The sequence below is a fragment of the Pseudomonas izuensis genome (assembly GCF_002356535.2).
GTDB lineage: Bacteria > Pseudomonadota > Gammaproteobacteria > Pseudomonadales > Pseudomonadaceae > Aquipseudomonas > Aquipseudomonas izuensis.
Genome location: NZ_AP017423.2, coordinates 5,569,035 through 5,587,699, shown reverse-complemented (window position 1 = coordinate 5,587,699; position 18,665 = coordinate 5,569,035). Strand labels below are relative to the sequence as shown.

The 18,665-nt window shown below is 59.1% G+C and carries 18 protein-coding genes; 8 read left to right on the top strand and 10 right to left on the bottom strand.

The window, feature by feature from the left end; genetic code table 11:
* The first annotated feature begins 135 nt into the window (after positions 1-135).
* Positions 136-1,242: an NADH:flavin oxidoreductase/NADH oxidase gene (locus LAB08_RS24905; protein ID WP_096509228.1), complete on the top strand. Its 1,107-nt coding sequence runs from the start codon at positions 136-138 to the stop codon at positions 1,240-1,242.
* A 61-nt stretch (positions 1,243-1,303) separates the two neighbouring features.
* Here the strand turns inward: LAB08_RS24905 and glpD are convergent, their stop codons facing one another.
* The 4 genes from glpD to LAB08_RS24885 all read right to left on the bottom strand — a co-directional run bounded on the left by glpD (position 1,304) and on the right by LAB08_RS24885 (position 6,413).
* The gene (glpD, locus tag LAB08_RS24900; protein WP_096509229.1) at positions 1,304-2,842 is read right to left on the bottom strand and encodes a glycerol-3-phosphate dehydrogenase; all 1,539 of its coding nucleotides are present in this window, start codon (positions 2,840-2,842) and stop codon (positions 1,304-1,306) included.
* A 287-nt stretch (positions 2,843-3,129) separates the two neighbouring features.
* Complete coding sequence (locus tag LAB08_RS24895) at positions 3,130-3,885, bottom strand: DeoR/GlpR family transcriptional regulator (RefSeq protein ID WP_096509230.1); 756 nt, start codon at positions 3,883-3,885, stop codon at positions 3,130-3,132.
* Between the two features lie 95 nt (positions 3,886-3,980).
* A complete protein-coding gene (glpK, locus tag LAB08_RS24890; protein WP_096509231.1) occupies positions 3,981-5,486 on the bottom strand; it encodes a glycerol kinase GlpK in 1,506 nt (501 codons plus the stop codon).
* Positions 5,487-5,561: 75 nt separating this feature from the next.
* Positions 5,562-6,413: an MIP/aquaporin family protein gene (locus tag LAB08_RS24885; RefSeq protein WP_096509232.1), complete on the bottom strand. Its 852-nt coding sequence runs from the start codon at positions 6,411-6,413 to the stop codon at positions 5,562-5,564.
* Positions 6,414-6,773: 360 nt separating this feature from the next.
* Here LAB08_RS24885 and ybaK point away from each other — a divergent pair, with 360 nt between their 5' ends.
* Both ybaK and LAB08_RS24875 read left to right on the top strand, forming a co-directional pair.
* Positions 6,774-7,244, top strand: a complete 471-nt coding sequence (gene ybaK, locus LAB08_RS24880; protein WP_096509233.1) for a Cys-tRNA(Pro) deacylase — start codon at positions 6,774-6,776, stop codon at positions 7,242-7,244.
* Between the two features lie 130 nt (positions 7,245-7,374).
* Positions 7,375-8,157: a PhzF family phenazine biosynthesis protein gene (locus LAB08_RS24875; protein WP_096509234.1), complete on the top strand. Its 783-nt coding sequence runs from the start codon at positions 7,375-7,377 to the stop codon at positions 8,155-8,157.
* A 123-nt stretch (positions 8,158-8,280) separates the two neighbouring features.
* Here LAB08_RS24875 and LAB08_RS24870 read toward each other — a convergent pair whose 3' ends face one another.
* A complete protein-coding gene (locus LAB08_RS24870; protein WP_096509235.1) occupies positions 8,281-9,390 on the bottom strand; it encodes an ABC transporter ATP-binding protein in 1,110 nt (369 codons plus the stop codon).
* Positions 9,387-10,307 (bottom strand): ornithine carbamoyltransferase, encoded by a 921-nt coding sequence (gene argF / locus LAB08_RS24865; protein ID WP_096509236.1) that lies wholly within the window; start codon positions 10,305-10,307, stop codon positions 9,387-9,389. Before argF ends, LAB08_RS24870 begins: the two co-directional genes overlap by 4 nt.
* 407 nt (positions 10,308-10,714) lie before the next feature.
* On the opposite strand from argF, the gene plzR reads away from it, so the two are divergent.
* The 3 genes from plzR to grxD all read left to right on the top strand — a co-directional run bounded on the left by plzR (position 10,715) and on the right by grxD (position 13,687).
* A complete protein-coding gene (gene plzR / locus LAB08_RS24860; protein ID WP_096509237.1) occupies positions 10,715-11,011 on the top strand; it encodes a PlzR type 4 pili assembly inhibitor in 297 nt (98 codons plus the stop codon).
* Between the two features lie 128 nt (positions 11,012-11,139).
* Entirely contained in the window at positions 11,140-13,248 is a 2,109-nt protein-coding gene (locus tag LAB08_RS24855) for a molybdopterin oxidoreductase family protein (protein ID WP_096509238.1), read from the top strand.
* 97 nt (positions 13,249-13,345) lie between these two features.
* Positions 13,346-13,687, top strand: coding sequence for a Grx4 family monothiol glutaredoxin (grxD, locus tag LAB08_RS24850; RefSeq protein WP_007938922.1), 342 nt, complete (start codon positions 13,346-13,348; stop codon positions 13,685-13,687).
* A 196-nt stretch (positions 13,688-13,883) separates the two neighbouring features.
* On the opposite strand, the gene bfr is transcribed toward grxD, so the two are convergent.
* Positions 13,884-14,360, bottom strand: a complete 477-nt coding sequence (gene bfr / locus LAB08_RS24845; RefSeq protein WP_096509239.1) for a bacterioferritin — start codon at positions 14,358-14,360, stop codon at positions 13,884-13,886.
* A 200-nt stretch (positions 14,361-14,560) separates the two neighbouring features.
* Positions 14,561-14,779, bottom strand: a complete 219-nt coding sequence (locus tag LAB08_RS24840) for a bacterioferritin-associated ferredoxin (protein ID WP_096509240.1) — start codon at positions 14,777-14,779, stop codon at positions 14,561-14,563.
* 305 nt (positions 14,780-15,084) lie between these two features.
* Between LAB08_RS24840 and LAB08_RS24835 the strand changes: the two genes are divergently transcribed.
* A complete protein-coding gene (locus LAB08_RS24835; RefSeq protein ID WP_007971324.1) occupies positions 15,085-15,687 on the top strand; it encodes a peroxiredoxin in 603 nt (200 codons plus the stop codon).
* A 187-nt stretch (positions 15,688-15,874) separates the two neighbouring features.
* Here LAB08_RS24835 and rnt read toward each other — a convergent pair whose 3' ends face one another.
* Both rnt and pyrC read right to left on the bottom strand, forming a co-directional pair.
* The gene (gene rnt / locus LAB08_RS24830; RefSeq protein ID WP_096509241.1) at positions 15,875-16,552 is read right to left on the bottom strand and encodes a ribonuclease T; all 678 of its coding nucleotides are present in this window, start codon (positions 16,550-16,552) and stop codon (positions 15,875-15,877) included.
* On the bottom strand, positions 16,549-17,595 hold the full coding sequence (gene pyrC, locus LAB08_RS24825; protein ID WP_096509242.1) for a dihydroorotase: 1,047 nt from the start codon (positions 17,593-17,595) through the stop codon (positions 16,549-16,551). The genes rnt and pyrC overlap by 4 nt, the downstream gene beginning before the upstream one ends.
* Before the next feature lie 159 nt (positions 17,596-17,754).
* Here pyrC and LAB08_RS24820 point away from each other — a divergent pair, with 159 nt between their 5' ends.
* Positions 17,755-18,660: a flagellar protein MotY gene (locus LAB08_RS24820; RefSeq protein WP_096509243.1), complete on the top strand. Its 906-nt coding sequence runs from the start codon at positions 17,755-17,757 to the stop codon at positions 18,658-18,660.
* Positions 18,661-18,665 lie beyond the last annotated feature (5 nt).

The window sequence follows — 18,665 nt, the reverse complement described above, 5'->3', positions numbered from 1 at the left end:
AAACACTGCTTGATAATCCTTGTGACGTCTTGTCGAATTTTTTGCCCGCGGGGGCGGGTGCTGTACCTTTTTCCTGTCACTCGTCGACTTTCAAACAGAACCCTGGAGCCTGCCCACTGATTCGAGAGGTGCCCCATGAGTCTGCTGCTTGAACCCTATACCCTTCGCCAACTGACCCTGCTCAACCGCATCGCGGTATCGCCGATGTGCCAGTATTCCAGCGTCGATGGCCTGGCCAATGACTGGCATCTGGTGCACCTCGGCAGTCGTGCCATCGGCGGGGCGGGGCTGGTATTTACCGAAGCCACGGCCGTCACTGCCGATGGGCGCATTACCGCGCAAGACCTTGGTTTGTGGAACGACGAACAGATCGAACCCCTGCAACGCATTACTCGCTTCATTGCCGCTCAGGGCGCTGTGGCGGGCATTCAATTGGCCCATGCAGGGCGCAAGGCCAGCACTTATCGGCCATGGCTGGGCAAACATGGCAGTGTGAAACCTGCAGATGGCGGCTGGCTACCGGTGGGCCCGTCACCGATCGCTTTCGACCCGGAGCACACTAAACCCACGCAACTCGACGACGATGCAATCGCCGCTGTCATTCAGGCCTTCGTCGACTCAGCCAAACGTGCGCTGATTGCGGGTTTCAAGGTGGTCGAAGTCCACGCGGCCCACGGCTATCTGCTGCACCAGTTTCTTTCGCCACTGAGTAATCAGCGGCGTGACCAGTACGGCGGTTCATTCGAAAATCGCATCCGTCTGGTGATGCAGGTTACCGAAGCGGTACGCGCCGTGTGGCCTGAAGAGTTGCCACTGTTTGTCCGGGTCTCGGCCACCGATTGGGTGGAGGATGGTTGGAATCCCGATGAAACGGTTGAACTGGCTCGGCGTTTGAAAGCTCTGGGCGTGGACCTGATTGATGTCTCGTCGGGCGGTACGGCGGTGAATGCGGAAATTCCTACCGGGCCCGGTTACCAGACTCGCTTTGCCGAGCGTGTGCGCAAAGAGGCGGAGATCGCCACCGGCACCGTAGGCATGATTACCGAGCCCGCACAGGCTGAGCATATTTTGCGTACCTGTCAGGCAGACATCATTTTCCTGGCCCGCGAGTTGTTGCGCGATCCGTATTGGCCGCTGCATGCGGACGACGATCTCGGTGGCCACAAGGCCGTCTGGCCGGCGCAATATCAACGGGCGACCCATCGCGAACAGCCCATTCATGAATCGGACCTGCGCGACTGAACGCCGTAAAAAAGCCCCTGAATCGTGAGATTCAGGGGCTTTCATTTTTCCGGATATCCGATCAGGCCGCTTCGATCTTGCTGCGGTTCTGCTCGACCTTGTGCAGATAAGCCTTGAGCTTGTCCTGCTCCGCGGCCGTGGTGAACAAACCGAGCTTGCTGCGGCGCCACAGGATGTCGTGCGCGGTGGTGGCCCATTCTTCGCTGCACAGGTAATCGACTTCGCGGGTGTAAAGGCCGCCGCCGATGTGTTCACCCAGATCGCTCAGGGCTTGCACGCCTTCGAGCATGCGCCACGTGCGACTGCCGTAGGTGGTGGCCCAGCGACGGGAAATTTCGGTGGGAATCCAGTCAAACTTGTCGCGAATCTGCGAGCTCAGCGCTTGCGGCGTGGTCATGTTTTCGCCGCCCGGCAGGGTTTCATTGGCCGTCCAGCTCGGCTTGATGTGCGGGAAGTACGGTGCCAGTTGCGCCAGTGCCGATTCAGCCAGCTTGCGGTAGGTGGTCAGCTTGCCGCCGAAGACCGACAGCAACGGTGCTTCTTCACTGCCGCCCGACAGTGCCAAGGTGTAATCGCGGGTGACGGCCGACGGGTTGTCGGATTCGTCGTTGCACAACGGACGCACACCGGAATAGCTGTGCAGGATGTCGTCGCGGCTGATCTGCTTTTTGAAGTGGGCGTTGACCACGTTCAACAGGTAATCGGTTTCGCCTTCAGTGATCGCCACTTTTGCCGGATCGCCGGTGTACTCGCGGTCGGTGGTGCCGATCAGGGTGAAGCGGTTCAGGTAGGGAATGGTGAACACGATGCGCTGATCTTCGTTTTGCAGAATGTGCGCGTGCTCACCTTCGTACAGTTTCGGCACGATCAGGTGACTGCCCTGGATCAGTCGGATGCCGTACGGCGATTCCATTTTCAGGTCATCCCGAATGAACTTGGCGACCCAGGGGCCGGCCGCGTTCACCAGCGCCTTGGCGCGGATCGAAAACAGGCTGCCATCGGCGCGTTCCAGATTCAGGTGCCACAGGCCTTTGCTGCGACGCGCACTGACGCAACGGGTCTGAGTGTGGACGTGAGCGCCTTTTTCCCGGGCCGTCATGGCGTTCAACACCACCAGTCGCGCATCGTCGACCCAGCAATCGGAGTATTCGAAGCCTTTGGTGATTTCGCTTTTCAGGGCGCTGTCCGGACCGAACTTCAGGCTTTTGGAGCCTTTGAGTTGTTCGCGTTTGCCGAGATTGTCATAGAGGAACAGGCCCGCGCGGATCATCCAGGCCGGCCGCAGGTGCGGGCGATGAGGCAGCACGAAGCGCATTTGCTTGACGATGTGCGGCGCCTTGGCCAGCAGCACTTCGCGCTCGGCCAGGGCTTCGCGCACCAGGCGGAATTCGTAATGTTCGAGGTAGCGCAGGCCGCCGTGGATCAGCTTGCTGCTGGCTGACGAGGTGTGGCTGGCCAGATCATCCTTTTCGCAAAGGAACACCGACAGGCCGCGGCCGGCTGCATCCGCTGCGATCCCCACGCCATTGATCCCGCCACCGATGACGGCGATATCGTAGACCTCGGCAAGAGGGGGCGCAGGCAAGGTAGAAGTGGGCATTGGCTGTGGCCTCGGAATTCTTTTATATTGAATTCGAACATTAATGTTCATTTGCGAAAATCTTAGCCCATAAAGACGCGCACGACCAGCCGGCCACGATTGAAAAAACTCATCGAAGGGGTGTGAAAGGAAAATATTCGAACATTCTGATGCGCGTAGAGGCGCAAAGGGGAGTGTTTTTGAGATCGCCTTCGCGAGCAGGCTCGCTCCCACAGGTTCAGTGTGATCCTTGTGGGAGCGAGCCTGCTCGCGAAGGCGTCAGTACAAATGATGAAAATTTACGACGGTTAAACAACCTCCAGCCGAACCTTGTGCTGATTGAGCAACTGCGCCAGCGCCGGGGAAGGTTGCTGATCGGTGACCAGGCAATCGACCAGGCTGATCGGCCCCAGGCGGATCATGGCGTTGCGCCCGAATTTGCTGGAGTCGGCGGCGAGGATCACTTTGCGGGCGTTGGCGATGATCGCCTGGGATACCCGCACTTCCTGATAATCGAAATCCAACAGGCTGCCGTCTTCATCGATGCCGCTGATACCGACAAGGGCGAAGTCGACCTTGAACTGATTGATGAAATCGACACTGGCCTGCCCGACCACCCCACCGTCACGTCGCACGTTGCCACCGGTCAGCAGCACGTCGAAATCGTCCTTGGCGCTGAGCATCGAGGCCACATGCAGGTTGTTGGTGATGATCTTCAGGTGATTGTGATTGAGCAGCGCGCGGGCGATGGATTCGGTGGTGGTGCCGATGTTGATGAACAGCGAGGCGTGATCGGGGATCTGCGCCGCAATGGCTTCGCCAATGCGTTGCTTCTCATCGCGCATCTGGTCGGCGCGCATCGCATAGGCGGTGTTTTCGACACTGGAATCGTAAGCCGCGCCGCCGTGGTAGCGACGCAGCAGATTGGCTTCCGCCAACTGATTGATATCGCGGCGGATGGTCTGCGGAGTAACAACGAACAGCGTGGCCATTTCCTCGATACTGACATAGCCGCGCTCGCGGACCAGTTCGAGGATTTGCTGCTGACGGGGAGGCAGATTCATGGGGCGTCCTTTGGGCTGCCGTGCAAAATTTGCCCATGATGCCGCAGGAACCTGTTCCCTGCCAGTTACATACAGATACGAGTAAGCAGGTCGGCTTACTCGGCGCCTTCCTGGGGCTCCCAATCGCGTGTGCGACTGACCGCTTTTTTCCAGCCGGCGTAGAGTTTTTCCTTCGCCGTTTCGTCCAGCGCCGGTTCGAATCGGCGCTCGATCACTGCCTTGCCGCGCAACTCTTCCAGGCTGCCCCAGAAACCGCAGGCCAGGCCTGCCAGGTAAGCCGCGCCCAGCGCCGTGGTTTCGCGCATTTGCGGGCGCTCGACCTGGGTACCGAGGATGTCGGCCTGGAACTGCATGAGGAAGTTGTTCGCGACCGCGCCGCCATCCACACGCAGGGCCTTGAGGCGTTCGCCCGCATCCTGTTGCATGGCATCGAGCACGTCGCGGGTCTGGTAGGCAATCGACTCCAGCGCGGCGCGGATGATGTGGTCCACGCGCACGCCACGGGTCAGGCCGAACAGCGCGCCACGGGCATAGGGGTCCCAGTACGGTGCGCCGAGGCCGGTGAAGGCGGGGACCAGGTACACGCCGTTGCTGTCCTTGACCTTGTTGGCGAAGTACTCGGTGTCGTGGGCGTCATTGATGATCTTCAATTCGTCGCGCAGCCACTGCACGGTGGAGCCGCCGTTGAACACCGCACCTTCCAGTGCATAGGCCACTTCGCCACGGGGGCCGCACGCGATGGTGGTGAGCATGCCGTGCTGGGATTTCACGGCTTTGTCGCCGGTGTTCATCAGCAGGAAGCAACCAGTGCCATAGGTGTTTTTTGCCTGACCGGCTTCGACGCACATCTGGCCGAAGAGCGCCGCCTGCTGGTCACCGGCAATACCGCCAATGGCGATGCCGCTTTTGGTATGGCCGTAGATTTCCGATGAGGATTTCACCTGCGGCAGCATTTCCCGCGGGATATCCAGCACCTCCAGCATCTTCGCGTCCCACTCCAGGGTGTGGATGTTGAAGAGCAGGGTGCGCGAGGCATTGGTGTAGTCGGTGACGTGCACCTTGCCGCCGGTGAATTTCCAGATCAGCCAGCTGTCGACGGTGCCGAACAACAGCTCGCCGTTGCGCGCGCGTTCACGACTGCCTTCGACGTTGTCGAGGATCCACTTGAGCTTGGTGCCGGAGAAGTATGGGTCGGTGACCAGGCCGGTGGTTTCGCTGATGTACTGTTCGTGGCCATCGCGTTTGAGCTGCTGGCAGATCTCGGTGCTGCGTCGGCATTGCCAGACGATTGCGTTGTAGATCGGCCGGCCGGTGTTCTTGTCCCAGACCACGGTGGTTTCACGCTGGTTGGTGATGCCGATGGCCGCGACCTGGTCGTGGTGCAGGCCGGCTTGCGCCAGGGCCTCGACCATCACGGCGCTCTGGGTGGCGAAGATTTCCATCGGGTCGTGTTCGACCCAGCCGGCTTGCGGATAATGCTGCGCGAACTCGCGCTGTGCAGTGCAGACCACGTTCGCGTCGCGGTCGAAAATGATCGCGCGGGAACTGGTCGTACCCTGATCGAGGGCAATGATGTAGTTCTTATTCTGAGTGTCGGTCATGTCGATTGCCTTGGACGAAAAAAGGGAGTGAGGTCTGGCGCGCGATCAATTTGGCAGGATCATGCGCCAACGGTATCAAGAAATTCGCGGTTTGCCGTCAACGGCCGGTGCTGTGTCCTGCGTAGCCTCTGCGGCGTTCGGCAGATGGCGGGCGATAACCCCGCGGTACGCCGCGGCACCGAGGCAGGCACCGACAATCGGTGCAAAAACCGGAATCAGGAAGTACGGAATATCGCGCCCGCCGGTGAAGGAAATGTCACCCCAGCCGGCGAAAAAAGTCATCAGTTTAGGACCGAAATCACGGGCCGGATTCATCGCAAAACCGGTCAGCGGCCCCATCGAACTGCCAATCACCGCAATCAGCAGGCCGATCAACAGCGGGGCCAGGGGGCCATTGGGCAAGCCATTGTTGTCGTCCGTCAGGGACATGATCACGCCCATCAGGATGGCGGTGATGATGACTTCGACCAGAAAGGCCTGGGACGTGGACAGGCTTGGGTTGGGGAAGGTGGAAAACACGGACGCCAATTCAAGGCTGGCTTCGGTGCCGCGAACCATGTGGTGGGTTTGTTCGAAATCGAAGAAAAGAGTGCTGTACAGCGTGTACACCAGCAAGGCACCGCAAAAGGCCCCCGCCACCTGGGCGCAAATATAGAACGGCAGTTTGCGCTTTTCGAAGTCGGCGAAAATGCACAGTGCAATGCTGACGGCAGGGTTGAGATGAGCACCCGAAATCCCGGCTGTCAGGTAGATCGCCATGCTGACGCCAACACCCCAGATGATGCTGATTTCCCACAGGCCAAAACTGGCACCCGCGACCTTGAGCGCGGCAACGCAACCCGTACCAAAGAAGATCAGTAGTGCAGTGCCCAGGAACTCGGCCATGCATTGGCCCGAGAGCGACGGTTGTTGTAGAGCAGTTGTCATTGAAACCTCTTTGTTTTTCTTGTCTGGCGCTTGCATTCCAGTGTGGTCAAAGCGCGTTTTTCACCGGAACAGAATCCCCATCCTGTCCCCGTTTTACAGCAGGGCACTGCAGTAAGACTTTTCGTACAGTTTCAGAAACGAAAAAATATAGACAAGAAACACTGCTGTCAAAGGTCGAAAGTGAACCGTTGGTCACAAATAAACTATTAGTTCCATGAATGATCGCGTTGCCGAGCAATCGAAATCGGCTCAAATGAACGCGGCTGACATTTTGTAACGGGTGTGCGATAGAGCCTTTTGCGGATCAATGTCCTAGAATCCGGCGCAGTATTTTTTACTGCCGCCAAGTCTGGAGCTGTCATGACACCCGCATTGGATTTGCTGAAAAAGGTTCGCGCCGAACACCGAGTGCACAGTTACGAACATGACCCGAAGGCCGCGTCCTATGGGTTGGAAGCGGCGGAAAAGCTGGGGCTGGACCCGGCGCAGGTGTTCAAGACGTTGCTGGCGGCCAGTGAAAAAGGCGAGTTGCTGGTGGCGGTGGTGCCGGTGGGCGGAACCCTGGATTTGAAGGCCCTGGCCCATGCGGCCGGAGTGAAAAAAACGGAAATGGCCGACCCGGCTGCGGCGCAACGTTCGACGGGATACCTGTTGGGCGGGATCAGTCCGTTGGGGCAGAAAAAACGCCTGCGCACCTTCATCGATAATTCTGCCCAACCCTTCTCCAGCATTTTTGTGAGCGCCGGGCGACGCGGCCTGGAAGTGGAATTAGCTCCGGCGGTGCTGGCCGAACACACCCAGGCGAAGTTCGCCGATATCGGCCGAGCCTGAGGGAGACACATTGTAGGAGCGAGCCTGCTCGCGATGGATTCAAGAACACCGCGGGGAACCAGAATGCCCGCGTTATCGTTGACGACCATCGCGAGCAAGCTAGCTCCTACAAAAACAAAGGGAGAGTGTTATGCAACTTGAGTTTCATCAGGTCGACGCGTTCAGTGATCGTCCTTTCAGTGGTAACCCGGCGATGGTCTATAAGCTGGATGCCTGGCTCTCCGATGAGTTGATGCAAAAGATCGCCGCCGAGCACAATCTCGCCGAAACCGCCTTCCTGGTGCGTGAAGGGCAGGGCTGGCACATCCGCTGGTTTACCCCGACCACCGAGGTGCCGTTGTGCGGTCACGCGACCCTGGCCAGCGCTTACGTTTTGTTTGAAATCTACAAGGAGCCGGTCTCGCACCTGGCGTTCACCTGCAAGTCCGGCCCGCTGAGCGTGAGTCGTGAGGGGGGACGTCTGTGGCTGGATTTTCCGGCGATCGTCGCCTCGGAAGTGGGCGTGACCCTGGACGTCGAGCGCGCGCTCGGTGTTCAGGCCGTCGATGTGCTGGGTTCGAATGAGTTGTTTGTGGTGCTGGAGTCCGAGCAGGCCGTGCTCGACTGTCAGCCAGACATGGCTGCCCTGGCGAAGCTGCCATGGCTGGGCGCCATCGTGACCGCCCGTGGCAGCAAGCAGGATTTCGTGTCGCGCTACTTCGCGCCGGCCATTGGCATCAATGAAGACCCGGTGACCGGATCGACCCATTGCAGCCTGATTCCGTACTGGTCGAAACGTCTGGGCAAATCGAGCCTGACGGCCTACCAGTGTTCGGCGCGGGGCGGGGAGTTGTTCTGTCGGCTGGAAGGGGATCGGGTGAAGATTGGCGGGAGTGCAACGCTGGTGGCCAGCGGCACTTTGATGTTGAGTTAACGCAAAACACCTGTAGGAGCGAGCTTGCTCGCGATGGTCGTTAACGATAACGCGGGCATTCTGATTTCCCGCGGTGTTCTTGAATCCATCGCGAGCAGGCTCGCTCCTACAGGGGGCGTGATTTCAGTTGGCGGTGCTGTAACGCCGGACGCCGGATTCGACGACCGGAATCTGCGCCGCCGTGCTGCCGGAAGCCTGGAACAGCACCAGGTGTTCCGCCGCGACACGAATACCCACCTGCGCACCGACCTGATGATCGACATGACTCGGGAAGATCGACTCTAGCTGCGCGCCGGTCGGCATTTGCAGGCGATACAGCGTGGACGCACCCTGGAACGACTTGCCGACAATCCGCGCCCTCAAGGCACTGTCCGGCGCATAAACGATATCGTCCGGACGCAGCAGCACGTCCACTGCGCCACCGACCGGCCAGGTGTAGGCACGGTTGCCGCGCAATTCACCCAGTTCGGTCTGCACCGACTCCGGGCTGCTCAACTGGCCACGGATGAAATACCCCTGGCCGATGAAGCTGGCCACATAAGGCGTCAGCGGTTCGTGATACAGGTTGTAGGGCGTATCCCATTGTTCCAGCCGGCCTTCCTTGAATACGCCGACGTGATCGCTCACCGCGAAGGCTTCTTCCTGATCGTGGGTGACCAGAATCGCGCTGGTGCCACGGGCCTTGAGAATATCGCGCACCTCGTGGCTGAGCTTGCGGCGCAACTCACCATCGAGGTTGGAGAAGGGTTCGTCAAGCAGCAGCAGTTGCGGTTCCGGCGCCAGGGCGCGAGCCAGGGCGACACGTTGCTGCTGGCCACCGGAAAGCTCATGGGGGAAACGCTTGCCGAGGTTTTTCAGGTTGACCAGTTCCAGCAATTCTTCGACAACGCGCTCCTTTTGCGGATGCTTGCGGATACCGAAAGCGATGTTGTCGGCCACGGATAAATGCGGAAACAGCGCGTAGTCCTGGAACACCATGCCGATCCGGCGTTTCTCCGGTGCAAGGGTGAAACCGGCGCTGGAGATCGTCTCGCCCGCCAGCTGGATATCACCTTCGTGCACCGGCTCGAAACCGGCAATGGCGCGCAGGGTGGTGGTCTTGCCGCAGCCGGAAGAACCCAGCAGGCAACCGATGTCGCCGGCATTCAAATGCAGGTTGAGGTTCTGCACCACGCGCTGGTCCTGATAGCCACAGGCGAGGTTGCGCAGGTTAAGCAGTAATGGCTGGCTCATGCGTGGTGATACGCCGGCGGAACGAGAAACTCGAGCAGGGCTTTTTGCGCGTGCAGGCGGTTCTCGGCCTGATCCCAGGCGACCGAACGCGGGTCGTCGAGCAGGTCGACGCTGATCTCTTCGCCACGGTGAGCCGGCAGGCAATGCATGAACAGCACGTCGCTGGCGCCCAGATCGAGCAGGGCGCGGTTGACCTGGTAGGGGGCGAACAGCTTCAGACGCTTGGCGGTTTCTTCTTCCTGGCCCATGGAGGTCCAGACGTCGGTACTCACCAGATGGGCGCCGCGAACGGCATCTTTCGGATCGCGAACGATGGTCACCCGATCACCGGCCAGGGCCAGGAACTTGGGGTTCGGCTCGTAGCCTTCAGGGCAAGCGATACGCAACTGGAAGTCGAACTGGATCGCCGCTTCTATATAGCTGTTGCACATGTTGTTGCCGTCACCGATCCAGGCCACCGTCTTGCCCTGGATGGAGCCGCGGTGTTCGAGGTAGGTCTGCATGTCGGCCAGCAGTTGGCACGGGTGCAGATCGTCGGACAGGCCGTTGATCAGCGGGACGCGCGAATTGGCGGCGAATTCGGTCAATGTGCTGTGGGCAAAAGTACGGATCATCACCACATCGAGCATGCTCGACATAACGACGGCAGCGTCGCTGATCGGCTCGCCCCGGCCCAGCTGGGTGTCGCGCGGCGACAGGAAGATCGCCTGGCCGCCGAGCTGGATCATGCCGGCTTCGAACGAAATGCGGGTGCGGGTCGAGGACTTCTCGAAAATCATCCCCAGCACGCGGTTTTTCAGGGGCTCGAACAGTACGCCGCGGTTACGCAGGTCCTTGAGCTCAACGCCTCGACGGATCACGCTGACCAGCTCTTCGGGCGTGCAATCCATCAGGGAGAGAAAGTGCCTTGCGCTCATCATTGACTACCTTTTTGCTACAAACCGCAGATGCTCAAAGCCTTGTCTAACGGAACAACGGGCGAGACCTGCGGCGTAAGCCGCACGGGGCGACGAAATAGGGGAAGGCGCGATCTTATAATTAAATGTCGCGTCTTACCAATAGGGCTACGGTTTTTAGGGGAGTTCAGAGGAGCTACGGGAGATCCGCAGTAGCGCTTTTGAAGCCTGTTTCCTGACGGCAGCCAGGCATTTGTACACCGTGCCCGCGCAGCTTGGCAATCGAGCGGGGCGGTGGCGGCGCGTTGACGGTCGGTTCCTGACCTGGCGTTCGCGGTCTTCGCAGGCGGTCTGCTCCATCTGAAACATTTGCTAATGCAAAGTGCTGGGTTATAAATAAATCACCCGCGACGCAGGAAGCTTCGACAATGGAATCGAAAGAACAGCAGCTAATGGAATTGCTCGGCCTCACGGCTCGCTCCCTGACACACCTGACCGCCTCCATGACGTCGATGTCGTTTGAACTGCTGCGCAGCAACGACCCGGTGACCCGGGACGCCGGTCGCCGCATGATCGATCGCATGGCTACCATCAGCACCGGGCTCGACGAGCACTGGCGGCTGATCGGCGAACTGACCGGCGTCCATGTCGCCCACGAGCAGATCGAAACCATCCAGGAGATCCAGCTGCAGGCGCCACCCAGGCTGCCGTCGAGCGGAGCATGAGGAGCCATCGGTTGGCCTGATGGTCACCAATTCACAGGACGAACGTCGCTGGCGCACTATCCGGGCAGGCGCCATAGTTTTGTTCCCGCGGCCTAAATCGCCCGCCCAGAACAAGACAGAGACTGGCCATGACCAAGACTCTCCACCACCGTGCCTGCCACCTGTGTGAAGCCATCTGCGGCCTGACCATCGAAACCACCGAGGTCGAAGCCGGCAATGTGCAGATTACTTCGATCAAGGGTGATCCCCTGGATACCTTCAGTCGCGGGCACATCTGCCCCAAGGCTGTTGCCCTGCAAGACATCCAGAATGATCCGGATCGCCTGCATCAACCCATGCGGCGCGTGGGCAACGAATGGCAGCCCATCGAGTGGGAGGACGCCTTCAACCTGGTTGCCGAACGTCTGGCGGAGATTCAGCAGCGTCACGGGCAAAACGCGGTGGCGGTCTATCAAGGCAATCCCAGCGTGCACAACTATGGGCTGATGACCCATAGCAATTATTTTCTCGGTCTGTTGAAAACCCGTAACCGTTTTTCCGCGACGTCGGTCGATCAATTGCCCCATCACCTGACCAGTCATTTGATGTACGGCCATGGTTTGTTGCTGCCGATCCCGGACATCGATCACACCGACTTCATGTTGATCCTGGGCGGCAATCCGCTCGCGTCCAACGGCAGCATCATGACCGTGCCGGATGTGGAAAAGCGCTTGAAAGCGATTCAGGGCCGGGGCGGCAAGGTCGTGGTGGTCGACCCGCGTCGCAGCGAAACGGCGGCCATCGCCGACCAGCATTTGTTCGTTCGCCCGGGTGGCGATGCGGCATTGTTGTTTGGCCTGCTCAACACGTTGTTTGCTGAAGGATTGACCCGCGACGGTCATTTGCCGGTGGAGGGGCTGGACCTGGTGCGCGAGGCGGTGGCGGATTTCACTGCCGAGGCCATGAGTCCGTTGTGTGCGGTGCCGGCCGAACAGATCCGCCAATTGGCGCGGGACTTCGCCGCTGCACCGAGCGCGGTGTGTTATGGCCGGATGGGCGTCTCGACCCAGGCATTCGGTACGCTGTGCCATTGGCTGGTGCAGTTGATCAACCTGGTCACCGGTAACCTTGACCGCGTGGGCGGTGCATTGTGCACCGAGCCGGCGGTGGATCTGGTGGCCTCCACGTCGGGTGGGCATTTCAATTTGTGGCAGAGCCGGGTGTCCGGGCGCCCCGAATACGCTGGCGAATTGCCGGTGTCGGCGCTGGCCGAAGAGATGCTGACCGAAGGGGAAGGGCAGGTACGCGCACTGATTACCGTGGCGGGCAACCCGGTGCTGTCCACGCCGAACGGCCGTCAGCTGGAGCAGGCACTGGACGGGTTGGAATTCATGGTCAGTGTCGATTTGTACATCAACGAAACCACGCGATACGCCGACCTGATCCTGCCGTCCACCTCGGCGCTGGAAAACGATCATTACGACACGACATTCAATATGTTCGCGGTGCGCAACGTCAGTCGTTTCAACCGGGCAATTCTGGCCAAGCCCCAAGGCGCGCTGCACGATTGGGAAATTTTCGTCGGGTTGGCCAAGGCATTTGCCGCGAAGACCGGTAAGGAGCTCAAGCCGACTATTGCCCCGGCACAAATGATCGACCGAGGCCTGCGCATGGGGCTGTATGGCGATGCCTCGGAGCACAAGCTGTCGGTGGCGACGCTGTTCGACCATCCCCATGGTGTCGATCTCGGGCCGCTCAAGCCCAACCTGGCGCTGCGTCTAAAAACCGCCAATCAGCATGTCCAGGCTGCCCCCGCCGCCATCCTTGCCGACCTGGCGCGGTTCGCGGCATTGCGGGCACCGGCTGCCGATGAGCTATTGATGATCGGCCGCCGGCATGTGCGTAGCAACAATTCGTGGATGCACAACTACCACCGTCTGGTGAAAGGTAAACCGCGTCATCAGTTGTTGATGCACCCGGATGATCTGGCCAGTCGCGGGCTGAGCGATGGGCAGCGAGTACGGGTGAGCTCGCGGGTCGGGGTGATCGAAGTTGAAGTGTTGGGCAGCCTGGATATGATGAAAGGCGTGGTCAGTCTTCCGCACGGTTGGGGCCATGCGAGGCCGGGTGTGCAAATGACCATTGCCAGTGGTCAGCCGGGATCCAGTGCCAATGACCTGACAGACGAATGTCAGCTCGATGAACTGTCGGGGAATGCGGCGTTGAATGGCGTTCCGGTAACCGTGGCGGCGGCTTGATCGTATCTGACGGAGAGACCGAGCATGGCCCTCGGCTTTCCGTTACAATGCGCCACCGTGCCGACCCATGAGTCGGAAAGTTCAGCCGAGGTGCTCCATGGATATCATCGAAACGATTAAAGAGCAGATTGCCAACAACACCATTCTGCTTTACATGAAAGGCTCGCCGAATGCCCCGCAGTGCGGCTTCTCCGCGAAAGCTGCGCAGGCTGTGATGGCTTGTGGTGAAAAGTTTGCGTACGTGGATATCCTGCAGAACCCGGAAATCCGCGCCAACCTGCCAAAATACGCCAACTGGCCAACCTTCCCGCAACTGTGGGTCGCTGGTGAGTTGGTCGGCGGTAGCGACATCATGACCGAGATGTCGGCTGATGGTTCGTTGCAGGCGCTGATCAAAGACGCTGCCGCAAAAGCCGCAGCTGCAAAAACCGAAGCCTGATCTGCTTATGTAGGAGCGAGCCTGCTCGCGAATGCAGTCTGCCAGCCACTATAGATGTTGACTGACACGACGTCTTCGCGAGCAGGCTCGCTCCCACAGGGATTTCGGCCAATGCGGAAATCCGGGCAATAAAAAAGCCCCGCCTCTTCAAAAGAGAGCGGGGCTTTTTATTGCATCGAGATTAATGGCGTAGAAGTTATTCGTCTTCGCCCATCTGCGATTGCAGGTAGTTCTCGATGCCGATCTTGTCGATCAGGCCAAGTTGGGTTTCAAGCCAGTCGATATGTTCTTCCTCGGACTCGAGGATATCTTCAAGCAGTTCACGGCTACCGAAGTCGCCAGCCGTTTCGCAAAAGGCGATAGCCTCTTTAAGGTCTTTGTGGCCGGCTTTCTCGATACGCAGGTCGCACTCAATCATTTCCTTGGTGTGCTCGCCGATGTGCAGCTTGCCCAGGTCCTGGACGTTCGGTAGGCCTTCCAGGAACAGGATTCGCTTGATCAGCTTGTCCGCGTGCTTCATCTCGTCGATGGATTCGTGGTATTCGTGCTTGCCGAGCTTGTTCAGGCCCCAATCTTCATACATGCGTGCATGCAGGAAGTATTGATTGATTGCGACCAGCTCATTGGCAAGGATCTTGTTGAGATGCTGGATGACTTTAACGTCGCCTTTCATGATGGGGTCCTGCCCTTTGTTAGCCGTCTATAAGGCAGAGTTTGAGCCGCGCAACTAAGGGTGTCAAACTTAAGTTATTGAATAATATATGAAAATTAATCTGAATAAGAATGTTTGTGTTCCGCGTCTAGAGTCTAAGCAGTTGATTTTCAGGCATAAAAAAACCGGACATCAGTCCGGTTCTTTGAATAAGTATCTTTTTATGCCGCTGTAAATTCTGCAGGAAAGGGAATCGCAGCCTGGGCTGTCTGCAGTGAGGTCAGGGTCTCGCGGACCACTTCCTTGGCGAGGCAGGCACATTTACCACATTGACTGGCAACGCCGGTGGCCTGGCGGACTTCCTTGTAGCTGCAGCATCCTTCATAGATCGCATCGCGGATTTGGCCGTCGGTGACGCCAGTGCAGAGGCAAACATACATAAGTGAAGACCGTCGCTTGTTTATGTCTCGAATGCGATGGATCTTAATGTTAACGAGAATGATTGTCAAAGTGCTTTGAGGCGGCTTTTTCCGAGGGCTGACGAACGGTACTCTTCAGTGAGGGCAAGAAACGAAATCCGCTCCGGGATTTTTACCTCTGCGGGAAAAACCGTTAAGGACAGGCCAAAAACGCAGTGTATGATGGCCGGTCTTTGCGAAACGGGTTCGTGTCACAGGGCTGTCGCCTGAGGGTGACAGGCTGGAGCAAACCCGGTTTTTCACGTTTCTACACCAGGAGATATCCAATGAGCGTACTCGTAGGCAAACAAGCCCCTGACTTCACCGTACCGGCCGTACTCGGCAATGGCGAGATCGTTGACAGCTTCACCCTGTCCTCGGCTATCAAAGGCAAATACGGCCTGGTGTTCTTCTACCCACTGGACTTCACCTTCGTTTGCCCATCCGAGCTGATCGCTCTGGACAACCGCATGTCGGAATTCAAGGCCCGTAACGTTGAAGTGGTTGCTGTTTCGATCGACTCGCACTTCACCCACAACGCCTGGCGTAACACCCCGGTCAACAATGGCGGTATCGGCGAAGTCCGTTACACCATGGCTGCCGACATCAAGCAGGAAATCATGAAGGCCTACGACGTTCAGTCCGCTGACGGCGTTGCTTTCCGTGGCGCATTCCTGATCGACGACAAAGGCGTTGTTCGCTCGCAGATCATCAACGACCTGCCACTGGGCCGTAACATGGAAGAGTTGCTGCGTCTGGTCGACGCTCTGCAATTCCACGAAGAGCACGGCGAAGTCTGCCCTGCCAACTGGAAAAAAGGCGACAAGGGCATGAACGCTTCGCCAGAAGGCGTTGCGGCTTACCTGACCGAGCACGCTGCCGCGCTGTAAGGCACACTCCAGGTACAAAAAAACCGGCCCTCGAGGCCGGTTTTTTTATGCGCGGTATAAACCTGGAACTCTGAACCTCTGTAGGAGCGAGCTCGCTCGCGATGGATTCAATAACACCACGGGAAACCAGCTTGCCCGCGTTATCGTTCACGACCATCGCGAGCGAGCTCGCTCCTACAAAGAACAATCAGTCGTCGAAGTCTTCCCAGCCGCCCATCTGTTTCCAGCGATTGACGATGCCGCAGAACAGCTCGGCGGTCTTCTCGGTGTCGTAACGAGCCGAGTGGGCCTCGCGACCATCGAAATCGATATCGGCGGCCTGACAGGCTTTGGCCAGCACCGTTTGGCCATAGGCCAGGCCGGCGAGGGTGGCCGTGTCGAAGCTGGAGAACGGGTGGAACGGATTGCGCTTCATGTCCAGGCGCGCAACGGCGGCGTTCAGGAAGCCCAGGTCGAAACTGCTGTTGTGACCGACCAGAATCGCACGTTTGCAACCATTGGCCTTGAGCGCCTTGCGTACGCCACGGAAGATATCGTTCAGGGCCGACTCTTCACTCACGGCCATGCGCAGCGGGTGATCGAGCTTGATCCCGGTGAACTCCAGGGCTGCCGCTTCGACGTTGGCGCCTTCGAAAGGCTCGACCCGGAAGAAGTAGGTGTGATCAGGGTAAACAAATCCCTTTTCATCCATGGCGATAGTGGTCGCGGCGATTTCCAGCAAGGCGTCGGTGGCCGAGTTGAAGCCACCGGTTTCTACGTCGACGACAACGGGCAGGTAACCACGGAATCGGGCGGCCATTGGATGACGGGAACCGCCTCCGCCGCCTTGACCTTCCTGTTCGTCGTCGAAATGGTCTTCACTCACGCGTGTTCCTCCAGCAGGCGCCAGCGCAGTTTTTCACCGGCGCGCAGCGGGATAACGGTCAGCTCGCCAAACGGCAGGCTGCTTGGGGCGGTCCACTCTTCGCGGACCAGGGTGATGCGATCGGTGTTGGCCGGCAGGCCATAGAACCGAGGCCCGTTAAGGCTGGCGAAGGCTTCGAGCTTGTCCAGCGCATTGCGCTGTTCAAAGGCTTCGGCATACATCTCGATCGCAGCAAAAGCGGTGTAGCAGCCGGCACAGCCGCAAGCGGCTTCCTTGGCGTGCTGGGCGTGGGGTGCCGAGTCCGTGCCGAGGAAGAACTTTTCACTGCCGCTTGTAGCGGCATCGAGCAGGGCCTCCTGGTGCGTGTTGCGCTTGAGAATCGGCAGGCAATAGAAGTGCGGCCGAATCCCGCCCACCAGCATGTGGTTGCGGTTGTACAGCAGGTGATGCGCGGTGATGGTTGCGCCAACGTTGGCCGAGGCCGAATTGACGAACTGCACGGCGTCAGCGGTGGTGATGTGTTCGAACACCACTTTGAGGGTCGGGAAGCGCTCGACCACGCGACGCATGTGCTCATCAATGAAGATTTTTTCGCGGTCGAACACGTCGACATCGCCGCGGGTGACTTCACCGTGGATCAACAAGGGCATTCCGACTTCGGCCATGGCTTCCAGGGCAGGGAAGATCTTGTCGATGCTGGTGACGCCAGAATCCGAGTTGGTGGTCGCGCCGGCCGGGTACAGCTTGGCGGCGTGAATGAAACCGCTGGCCTTGGCCTCGCGAATTTCTTCAGGCTGGGTGCGGTCGGTCAGGTACAGGACCATCAGCGGTTCGAACTGGCTGCCGGCCGGGCGGGCAGCGAGGATCCGCTGGCGATAGCCGTCGGCCTCAGCCGCATTGCGGACCGGAGGTACCAGGTTGGGCATGATGATGGCGCGACCAAAGGTGCGCGCAACATCCGCGACGGTATTGGTCAACACAGCACCATCGCGAAGATGTATATGCCAGTCGTCGGGACGCAGCAGGGTCAGGCGGTCGGACATGAGGGGATTCCAGGCGGGTCAAACTGAGGGGAATGCTACCGGAAAAGACTCTTGCAGGCACTCGCTATCAAGTTTTGCGGCAAGCTTCCGATATCCAACAGGTATGCCGTAAACATCTGTGTGTCGGTCTTTTTGTTGTAGAAGCCAGTGGAGCCTCCCGTGCGCCAGCGTTATTTAGCCTTGCTCAGTGTGTTTGCCAGCCTTCCTGCAATGGCGCTCACTTTCCAGACCCGTCTGGAGAGCATTGAGTGGACGGTCGAAGGCGACAAGTTCGAGTGCCGCCTGACCCAGCCGATCACCGACTTCGGCTCAGGGCAGTTCGTGCGTCGTGCAGGCGAACAGGCGACGTTTCGTCTGAATGCCTACAACGCCATGATGGGCGGAGGTTCGGCCACCTTGCTGGCCGCCGCCGCGCCTTGGCAGCCGGGACGGGGCGATATCAATCTGGGCACGGTGAGAATCGGCAGCGGCAACGTGTTGTTCAACAGCTCACAGGCCCAGGCCGGTCGTTTGATCAGCGGCTTGATGGATGGGCGCAGTCCGGTGGTCCGCCATTCCTCGGGCGATGGCCGGGTATCGGAAGTGCGCCTGTTACCGGTCAGGTTTAACAAGGCGTTTGCCGACTATCAGGGGTGCGTAGCCAAGCTGTTGCCGCAGAATTTCGATCAGGTGAAACAGTCGGAAGTCGGCTTCCCCGGCGGGGGTATCGAACTGGATGCTGCCGCGAAAGCCAGGCTGCAGGTGATGCTTGAGTACATGAAGGCCGATCCGACGGTCAATCACATCGAGCTCGACGGACATTCCGACAACAGCGGCAATCGCCTGACCAACCGCGATCTGTCACGCCGCAGGGCCCTGGCGGTCATGGAGTTCTTCAAGGCCAACGGCATCCAGGAGTCGCAGATCACGATGCGCTTCCATGGCGAGCGTTACCCGCTGGCGCCCAATACCAACAACGCCAACCGTTCGAAGAACCGCCGGGTTGCGGTGCGTCTGGAACGAGGTGCGCCACCGGAGCAAGTGGCTCCCCAAGCCACGAAGCCGGGTACCTCGGCAACGACATGACGTGT

What these genes read in the sequence shown, in the direction of transcription:
- LAB08_RS24905 (WP_096509228.1), top strand. Translation starts at nt 136, where the DNA reads ATGAGTCTGCTGCTTGAACCCTATACCCTTCGCCAACTGACCCTGCTC.
- glpD (WP_096509229.1), bottom strand. Translation starts at nt 2,842, where the DNA reads ATGCCCACTTCTACCTTGCCTGCGCCCCCTCTTGCCGAGGTCTACGAT.
- LAB08_RS24895 (WP_096509230.1), bottom strand. Translation starts at nt 3,885, where the DNA reads ATGAATCTGCCTCCCCGTCAGCAGCAAATCCTCGAACTGGTCCGCGAG.
- glpK (WP_096509231.1), bottom strand. Translation starts at nt 5,486, where the DNA reads ATGACCGACACTCAGAATAAGAACTACATCATTGCCCTCGATCAGGGT.
- LAB08_RS24885 (WP_096509232.1), bottom strand. Translation starts at nt 6,413, where the DNA reads ATGACAACTGCTCTACAACAACCGTCGCTCTCGGGCCAATGCATGGCC.
- ybaK (WP_096509233.1), top strand. Translation starts at nt 6,774, where the DNA reads ATGACACCCGCATTGGATTTGCTGAAAAAGGTTCGCGCCGAACACCGA.
- LAB08_RS24875 (WP_096509234.1), top strand. Translation starts at nt 7,375, where the DNA reads ATGCAACTTGAGTTTCATCAGGTCGACGCGTTCAGTGATCGTCCTTTC.
- LAB08_RS24870 (WP_096509235.1), bottom strand. Translation starts at nt 9,390, where the DNA reads ATGAGCCAGCCATTACTGCTTAACCTGCGCAACCTCGCCTGTGGCTAT.
- argF (WP_096509236.1), bottom strand. Translation starts at nt 10,307, where the DNA reads ATGAGCGCAAGGCACTTTCTCTCCCTGATGGATTGCACGCCCGAAGAG.
- plzR (WP_096509237.1), top strand. Translation starts at nt 10,715, where the DNA reads ATGGAATCGAAAGAACAGCAGCTAATGGAATTGCTCGGCCTCACGGCT.
- LAB08_RS24855 (WP_096509238.1), top strand. Translation starts at nt 11,140, where the DNA reads ATGACCAAGACTCTCCACCACCGTGCCTGCCACCTGTGTGAAGCCATC.
- grxD (WP_007938922.1), top strand. Translation starts at nt 13,346, where the DNA reads ATGGATATCATCGAAACGATTAAAGAGCAGATTGCCAACAACACCATT.
- bfr (WP_096509239.1), bottom strand. Translation starts at nt 14,360, where the DNA reads ATGAAAGGCGACGTTAAAGTCATCCAGCATCTCAACAAGATCCTTGCC.
- LAB08_RS24840 (WP_096509240.1), bottom strand. Translation starts at nt 14,779, where the DNA reads ATGTATGTTTGCCTCTGCACTGGCGTCACCGACGGCCAAATCCGCGAT.
- LAB08_RS24835 (WP_007971324.1), top strand. Translation starts at nt 15,085, where the DNA reads ATGAGCGTACTCGTAGGCAAACAAGCCCCTGACTTCACCGTACCGGCC.
- pyrC (WP_096509242.1), bottom strand. Translation starts at nt 17,595, where the DNA reads ATGTCCGACCGCCTGACCCTGCTGCGTCCCGACGACTGGCATATACAT.